The organism is Polynucleobacter sp. 35-46-11 (assembly GCF_002281105.1).
This window is the reverse complement of the sequence record NZ_NCFJ01000087.1, coordinates 1-7,858: the sequence shown is the minus strand read 5'-3', so window position 1 is coordinate 7,858 and position 7,858 is coordinate 1. Positions and strand designations below refer to the sequence as shown.

At 47.3% G+C, this 7,858-nt stretch carries 8 protein-coding genes and 1 tRNA gene; 5 read left to right on the top strand and 4 right to left on the bottom strand.

Going from position 1 to position 7,858, the window contains the following annotated elements:
* The first annotated feature begins 34 nt into the window (after nucleotides 1–34).
* Nucleotides 35–1,399, top strand: coding sequence for an amino-acid N-acetyltransferase (gene argA / locus B7Y67_RS08185; protein ID WP_293598212.1), 1,365 nt, complete (start codon nucleotides 35–37; stop codon nucleotides 1,397–1,399).
* A 66-nt stretch (nucleotides 1,400–1,465) separates the two neighbouring features.
* A complete protein-coding gene (locus B7Y67_RS08180) occupies nucleotides 1,466–1,738 on the top strand; it encodes an oxidative damage protection protein (protein WP_173960430.1) in 273 nt (90 codons plus the stop codon).
* Between the two features lie 220 nt (nucleotides 1,739–1,958).
* Here the strand turns inward: B7Y67_RS08180 and rpiA are convergent, their stop codons facing one another.
* The gene (rpiA, locus tag B7Y67_RS08175) at nucleotides 1,959–2,669 is read right to left on the bottom strand and encodes a ribose-5-phosphate isomerase RpiA (protein WP_293598211.1); all 711 of its coding nucleotides are present in this window, start codon (nucleotides 2,667–2,669) and stop codon (nucleotides 1,959–1,961) included.
* A gap of 109 nt (nucleotides 2,670–2,778) precedes the next feature.
* Between rpiA and tal the strand changes: the two genes are divergently transcribed.
* Nucleotides 2,779–3,747, top strand: a complete 969-nt coding sequence (tal, locus tag B7Y67_RS08170) for a transaldolase (RefSeq protein WP_293598210.1) — start codon at nucleotides 2,779–2,781, stop codon at nucleotides 3,745–3,747.
* A 30-nt stretch (nucleotides 3,748–3,777) separates the two neighbouring features.
* Nucleotides 3,778–4,200 (top strand): thioredoxin TrxC, encoded by a 423-nt coding sequence (gene trxC, locus B7Y67_RS08165; RefSeq protein WP_293598209.1) that lies wholly within the window; start codon nucleotides 3,778–3,780, stop codon nucleotides 4,198–4,200.
* A gap of 11 nt (nucleotides 4,201–4,211) precedes the next feature.
* Here the strand turns inward: trxC and B7Y67_RS08160 are convergent, their stop codons facing one another.
* From B7Y67_RS08160 to rnr, 3 genes are read right to left on the bottom strand one after another with little or no spacing between them, the layout of a single operon-like run.
* Nucleotides 4,212–4,397, bottom strand: coding sequence for a DUF2892 domain-containing protein (locus B7Y67_RS08160; protein WP_293598208.1), 186 nt, complete (start codon nucleotides 4,395–4,397; stop codon nucleotides 4,212–4,214).
* A gap of 35 nt (nucleotides 4,398–4,432) precedes the next feature.
* On the bottom strand, nucleotides 4,433–5,188 hold the full coding sequence (gene rlmB / locus B7Y67_RS08155) for a 23S rRNA (guanosine(2251)-2'-O)-methyltransferase RlmB (protein WP_293598207.1): 756 nt from the start codon (nucleotides 5,186–5,188) through the stop codon (nucleotides 4,433–4,435).
* Between the two features lie 29 nt (nucleotides 5,189–5,217).
* Nucleotides 5,218–7,620, bottom strand: a complete 2,403-nt coding sequence (rnr, locus tag B7Y67_RS08150; RefSeq protein WP_293598206.1) for a ribonuclease R — start codon at nucleotides 7,618–7,620, stop codon at nucleotides 5,218–5,220.
* A 144-nt stretch (nucleotides 7,621–7,764) separates the two neighbouring features.
* Between rnr and B7Y67_RS08145 the strand changes: the two genes are divergently transcribed.
* Nucleotides 7,765–7,851: transfer RNA gene (locus tag B7Y67_RS08145), tRNA-Leu, on the top strand.
* The last annotated feature ends 7 nt before the right edge of the window (nucleotides 7,852–7,858 follow it).

Below are 7,858 nucleotides of genomic sequence, written 5' to 3'. Positions count from 1 at the left end.
TTTATAGGCTCTTGCACCCTATAATTTTCTCACTATGCCAACAAATGCACCAAACCCCGGCTCAAACGCCGAAGAATCAAGCTCCAACTTTCCTTTTGTGGGATGGCTGCGTGATGTTGCGCCCTATATACATAGCTTCCGCGAGAAGACCTTTGTTATTGCCTTTGCGGGCGAACTTGCCCAAGAAATCGGCCTCGAAAATCTGATTGAAGATATCGCCATGTTGCATGCCATGGGTATGCGCATTGTTTTAGTTCACGGCATTCGTCCTCAGATTGAAGAGCAACTCACGCTCCGCAATATTAAGAGTCAATTCGGTCAGAGTGCCATGCACAGCTATCGGATTACGGATGCAGCAGCTTTGGAGTGCGTCAAAGAAGCCGCCGGTGAATTGCGCCTTGATATAGAAGCAGCATTTAGTCGTGGATTACCCAATACACCGATGGCAGGCTCACGTATCTCTGTGATCTCGGGTAATTTTATTACAGCAATGCCTGTAGGAGTGGTTGAGGGAATCGATTACATCCATACTGGTTTAGTACGCAAAGTGGATTCCACCTCAATCAAGCTTTCGCTTGACAGCAACAAAATTGTGCTGCTTTCACCTTTGGGCTTCTCACCCACTGGTCAAGCATTTAATCTTGCTTTTGAGGATGTTGCCGCATCTACTGCTGCGGCACTAAAAGCGGATAAGCTAATTTTCTTAAGCCCTTATGCTGGCTTAAAGGATGAGGAAGGTGATTACATCACCGAACTATCTATGCCGCAACTTCAAGAGTATGTAGCCCAGCATCCAAAGCTCGATCTAGGCATGAAGAGTTTGTTAAATATCTCTGGCAGAGCGATTCGTGCCGGGGTCAGCCGCGTGCACTTCCTGCCCTGTAATCAGGATGGCGCCCTCTTGGAAGAACTCTTTACCCATGATGGTATTGGCATGATGCTAGCCTCCTCCGATATTGAGAATTTACGCGAAGCCAATCAAGATGACGTTGGTGGCATCTTGCAGCTTACTAGCCCGCTTGAAGAAGAGGGGATCTTGGCTGCTCGCGGTCAAGACGTTATTGAGCGTGATATTCAGCGCTTCTCTGTTATTGAGCATGACCGTGTTCTTTTTGGCTGTGCTGCCCTATTCCCCTTCCCTAATGGCGTGGGCGAGCTTGCTTGCCTCGCAGTAGATCCCGACGTTCAAGGCTCCGGTGATGGAGAGCGTTTACTCAAACGTGTGGAGATGCGGGCAAAACGGGAAGGCATTAAAAAGCTCTTTGTTTTGACAACCAGAACAGAGCATTGGTTTTTGAAGCGTGGCTTTAAGCGCGCCTCTGTTGATGATCTTCCAGAAGAAAGAAAACAGATTTATAACTGGGATCGTAAATCCATGGTTCTTACCAAGGATCTATAAGTCTTTATGGTTTTCTTTGGATTACATTATTTTGATTTAGTACATCGTATTTGAAAGGCATTACAAATGGCACGCATGGTTCAATGCATCAAACTAAATAAGGAAGCTGAAGGCATGGACTTTGCTCCACTTCCTGGCGATCTTGGTAAAAAGATTTGGAATCAAGTTTCTAAGCAGGCCTGGGCCGACTGGTTAAAACACCAGACCATGCTCATTAATGAGAATCGCCTGAATATGGCCGATCCTCGTGCTCGCCAATACCTACTCAAGCAGGTTGAAAAGTACTTCTTTGAAGGTGGTGCAGACATGGCTCAGGGCTACGTACCGCCAACTGAATAATTATTTTTGAAATCGCTTGACGAGTTAAATTCGAAGGCATAGGATGAGATCGTAGTCAGTCAGATCTCGTGAACGGCTACATTGGCGAAAGCCAATACTCGTAAGCATATCTATGTGCTTATGGGCACTGGGAACTAAATCTCTTCCCTTTGCCTGCGCCATGAATAATCATGGCAAACAAACCCGATGGATCAGCTTGCTGCCCCGTCGGGTTTTTTATTTAAAAGGTAATTCTACTTACGCCAGACACATTGCTTACCAGCAAAATATTGGCCTTCTCTTTCGCAAATAGACCAACAGTAATGACGCCGGCAATCTGATTGATTTGAGCTTCAAGCGCAAGTGGATTGGAGATCTTCAAGCCAGCGACATCCAAAATCCATCCACCGTTATCCGTCACAAAAGGCTGGCTTGGCGTCTGCCCCAAATCCATACGAGTCTCTTTTGCCATCCTAAGCGTTACTGTTCCGCCCAACTTGGCCAACTCCTGAGCAACAATTCCTCTGGACAAGGGGATGATCTCGACTGGCAAGGCAAAGTTACCCAGTACCGGAACCTGTTTGGATGAGTCGCAAATGCAGATGAATTGCTTCGCCATCGAGGCAATAATCTTTTCGCGGGTTAAAGCACCCCCTCCACCCTTGATCATGTGACCTGCAGGATCGATTTCATCTGCACCATCCACATAGGCAGGCAGTTGATTCACCTCGTTGGGATCCAGGACCTTAAAACCATGCTTTAAAAGGCGTTCAGTCGTGGCGTTAGAGCTCGATACTGTTCCGGCAAAATGATCCTTATGGGCTGCCAAGGCATCAATAAAGCAGTTGGCAGTTGAGCCAGTTCCAACGCCCAAGATCTGACCTGCAGGTAGCTTTAGCACCTCATCCCGCGCCGCTTCACCTACCAATTGCTTGAGTTGATCTTGATTCATGATCTTGCCCGATACCCTTATCTAAAGTGGAACAGCCTTATTTATGCATCTATCATATGATATTCAATTCATTCACCTGATTAATTAATCGAGAGCATTGCAAACAACGATGACATCACCCTCTACCGCACTGAGCCAACTCAAACAACTCACTACCGTCGTGGCCGATACCGGCGACTTTGAGCGTATGCAGGAATACCAACCCCAGGATGCGACTACCAATCCATCCCTGATACTCAAGGCGGCGCAGCAACCTAACTATCAGGCATTGGTACATCAAGTTAAATCAGCTCATCTTGGCATGAAACCAGTCGATCTAGTCGACCATATCCTAGTGGCTTTTGGTCTGGAGATTTTGAAGATCGTCCCAGGACGGGTTTCAACTGAAGTTGATGCCCGCCTCTCTTTTGACACTCAGGCAACCATTAACAAAGCAAAACACCTTATCGCCTTGTATGAGTCTCATGGCATTGATCGTAAGCGCGTCTTGATCAAGCTAGCTGGCACTTGGGAGGGCATCCAGGCAGCCAAGACTTTGGAGGCCAAAGGCATTCATTGCAATATGACCCTGCTCTTCTCTTTGGTGCAAGCTGCGGCCTGTGGTGCAGTTAATGCAAAATTGATTTCTCCATTTGTGGGACGGATTACCGATTGGAATAAAAGCAAACTCGGTAGCAATTGGAGTGATGTCGATAATGGCGGCGCAAATGATCCTGGGGTCACATCCGTCAAGCGCATCTTCCATTACTACAAGCACTTTGGGATCGCTACCGAAATCATGGGCGCCAGCTTTCGTAACACCAGTCAAATTCTAGAGCTAGCCGGGTGCGACTTACTGACAATCAGCCCAGAACTGTTGGGTGACCTTCAGAAGAGTACGGTTTCGGTTGAGAAAAAACTCAATGCCATCAATGCAGAGAGCGCTCTTGCTAGCGAGAATATCTCAGCCCTCAAGCTAGATGAATCCAACTTTAGATTGCAATTAAATAATGATGCGATGGCTACTGAAAAGTTAGCTGAAGGGATAAGAAATTTCTGTATTGATACTGAAAAACTAGAAGCACTATTAAGCAAGTAAGTCTTTAGATTGGTCTATTGAGGAGTCAAAATGATTATTCATTGCCCGCATTGCAATAAAGGGAATCGCATTCCCGCTGAAAAACTCAATCAGACACCAGTTTGTGGTGCCTGCAAACAAGAACTTCTTTCGCTTCCTATCAATGCCACTGCCACAAACTTTAGTGATCTTGTGACTCAGTTAGCGATGCCGGTGATAGTGGATTTCTGGGCACCATGGTGCGGGCCATGCAAGATGTTTGGCCCGACCTTTCAGTCGAGTGCCATTAGCCATGCAAATCAAGTTTTATTTGTGAAAGTGAATACTGAAGCAGAACAACTACTCGGATCACAATGGAATATTCGCTCCATCCCAACGTTAGCAGGATTTAAGAATGGTAAAGAGGCTCACCGAGTTAGCGGCGCACTACCTCCAGCCCAACTTGAGCAATTTGTGCAGCAACTGCTTGCTTGATGAATCCCGAATTACTTCTTCGCGGTATTGATACCTAAAATACTGTAAGCCGGACAGATACCCATCATACCGGTAAGTAGTGGGATGATGCCAATCCAAGCCCAGGGGCCCGTAATTCCGAAGCCTGCGAGACCCATTAAGGTAACGCCAACGGTCATCCGCAGCACGCGGTCAGTGTGTCCGATATTGCATTTCATGGGAAGCCTCTTAGGTAAATAGATGGATTTACTGCTTACTTAGACTCTTTAGCTAAACGCTGCCTTAAAGCCTCATATAAGCATACGCCACTCGCTACAGAAACATTCAAACTCTCAACAACACCCTTCATCGGAATGCGCACCAACTCATCACAAGTCTCGCGAGTTAAGCGGCGCATGCCTTCACCCTCAGCACCCATGACAATACCAATAGGGCCCGTGAGATCCAAATCATAAATCGATTTTTCAGCCTCATCGTCGGTGCCAATCAACCATACGCCGGCTTCTTGCATCTCTTTCATGCTTCGAACTAGGTTGGTAACGGTAATTACCGGCATTACTTCTGAAGCACCACTAGAGACCTTGCTAACAGTAGCATTGATCGATGCCGAACGATCTTTTGGGATAACTACTGCATCAACACCTGCACCATCGGCAACACGCAAACAGGCGCCAAAGTTATGGGGATCAGTTACGCCATCCAAAACCAAGAACATCACTTTGCTTTGATTACTTTGGGCATCCTCTACCACTTCGGTAATAGTGCGTGCAATGGTCATCTTCTCTGCTAGAGCCACTACACCCTGATGGCGATCGTGGCCAGCGAGTTTATGAAGACGCTCAGCATCGGCCGCATGCAATCTTTCACCTAATATCTCTTCGGCCTGCTTAAGAAAGTCACCCATGCGGCGATCGCGTCGACTCGGATCAAAATATACCGACTTGAGGCTTGCTGCATCCACTCGTAAGCGTGCCTGTACCGCATGAAAACCAACTAATATTTGCTTCATCTTTACTGATCTCTATTCTTGATTGCTACTTATTTACGACGCGCTTTAGTGCTACGAACAGGTGGCTTCGTGCCAGCAGGCTTGCCGGCTGACCTAGCAGGCTTACCAGATTTAGCGACCTTACTTGCAGTTCGTCCAGCTTGATTCTTCGACTGATTGGCGCCAAGATTACCAGCAGACTTAGCGGCATTCACATTAATACCAGAATGCTTTTGAGGCTCTTTGCTACCAGGGCGACCTTTTTTTGGTGACGCTTTTTTATTGGGCCTACCAGTATCGCTAGCCAACACAATTTGACGGCGATTGGTAGTGCCCCCTGGCTCCAAGCCAACTGACTTAACCAGACTAAATTCAATCTTGCGGGCGTCAAGGTCAACTCGGCTAACCAAGACATGCACTCGATCGCCTAAGCGGTAACGAATACCCGTTCTCTCCCCACGGAGCTCTTGGCGAGCTTCGTCATACTGGAAATAATCTCCGCCTAATTCAGTTACGTGAATCATGCCCTCGACAAAAAGGTTTTCTAGTTGCACAAATAAACCAAATGAGGCTACACCGGTTACTGTACCCGCATACTCTTGACCCAAGTGGTCACGCATGTAGTAACACTTAAGCCATGCCTCAACGTCACGAGATGCTTCATCTGCACGACGCTCATTAGATGAGCAATGAACTCCGAGTTGACCCCAAATCGGTAATGCTGCATTAGCGCCTTTGGGTAATTTGGGTAAACGCGTGCCATTCGCTGCAGCTTCTTTTGCATCGCTATGAGACTTCTTCGCATTGACGGCATTTTCACGACCTTTGCCCTTACGCGGCAAAGTCAGGTTCAGCGGAACCATGGGTGGCAATACTGGTGTGTATGGCTTCTTAGCCAGAATCGCCTTGATAACACGATGAGTCAATAAATCAGGATAGCGACGAATCGGACTTGTGAAATGCGAGTACGCAGGATATGCCAGGCCAAAGTGACCTTCGTTGTCCGGCTGATACATTGCCTGTTGCATAGAACGCAAAACAACTGACTGAAGCATATTGGCATCAGGACGCTCTTTGATTTCACGCATGAGTTTGGCATAGTCTTTTGGCTTCGGCTTTTCACCGCCGCCCAATGACAAACCAGAGGTACGCAATACCTGACGCAAGGTGACTAATTTTTCCTCAGAGGGTTCACCATGAACGCGATACAAACTGAGGTGCTTATTCTTATCAATGAAGTCTGCAGCACACACGTTAGCTGTCAGCATGCACTCTTCAATTAGGCGGTGCGCATCATTACGTAAGCGCGGCTCAATACGCAGAATCTTGCCTAGCTCATTACTAATAATCTGGGTTTCAGTTGTCTCAAACTCGATAGCACCACGTTTTTGACGTGCATCTAATAGAATTTTGTAGAGGGAGTAGAGATTGGTCAATAAAGGCCTGAACTCAGAAAAACGTGTTGCTTCGGGACCTTTGCTATTCGAAAGAATCTCCCACACGGTATCGTATGTAAAGCGTTGCGCAGAATGCATCACTGCTGGATAGAATTGGTAAGCCAGCACTACTCCGTTCGCATCGACAACTGAGTCGCACACCATGCACAGACGATCAACACCAGGATTGAGCGAGCAAAGGCCATTAGAGATCTTCTCTGGCAGCATTGGTATGACCCGTCTCGGGAAATACACTGAGGTTGCCCGCAGAAGACCTTCATCATCTAAAGGTTGGCCAGGCTTGACATAATGGGATACGTCGGCAATGGCGACAATCAGGCGCCAAGCCTTGCTCTTGCCATACATAACCGGCTCGCAATACACCGCATCATCAAAGTCACGCGCATCAGCACCATCAATAGTGACCAAGGGAACATCGCGTAAATCGACTCGGCCTTCAAGATCGGATTGCTGAACAGTATCAGGCAATGCATCGGCTTCTTTTTTAACGGCTGCTGAAAATTCATGGGGAACACCATACTTACGTACAGCGATTTCAATTTCCATACCTGGATCATCGATCTCACCGAGAACCTCCACAACACGGCCAACTGCTTGACGGTAACTATCTGGATAGTCGATGATTTCGACACTCACCACTTGACCTAATTTGGCATTGCCCTGGCCTTTTGGTGGAATCAAAATATCGTGACCGATACGCTTGTCTTCCGGCGCAACAATCAAAACACCATTCTCATTTAAGAGGCGTCCAATAACTACTTTATTGGCGTGCAAAATTACATCGACGATCTGACCTTCTGGTCGACCACGGCGATCCGTTCCTAATACTCTGACATTGACTCTATCGCCATGCATAACGCGGGACATTTCTCTTTCAGAAAGAAAGATATCTTCACCGCCGTCATCAGGGATAACAAATCCAAATCCATCTCGGTGACCCTGGACTGTACCTAAGCGGTCAGCCTCTCGTGGCACCAAGTTTTTTGCTTTACGCATTTAATTCCTTCGGCAATAGATGCCTTATATATCGATCATTATTCTTGTTTAGGCTACTGTATCAAACCACTCGGTCTGAAGGGGAAAAGCCCAAAGGGGGTTATAAAGTGGGCCAAAAGGCGCATACCTTTATAATAACGGCATGCCCAGGTGGCGAAATTGGTAGACGCACCAGCTTCAGGTGCTGGCGATCGTAAGGTTGTGGGGGTTCGAGTCCCTTCCTGGGCACCAAATACAC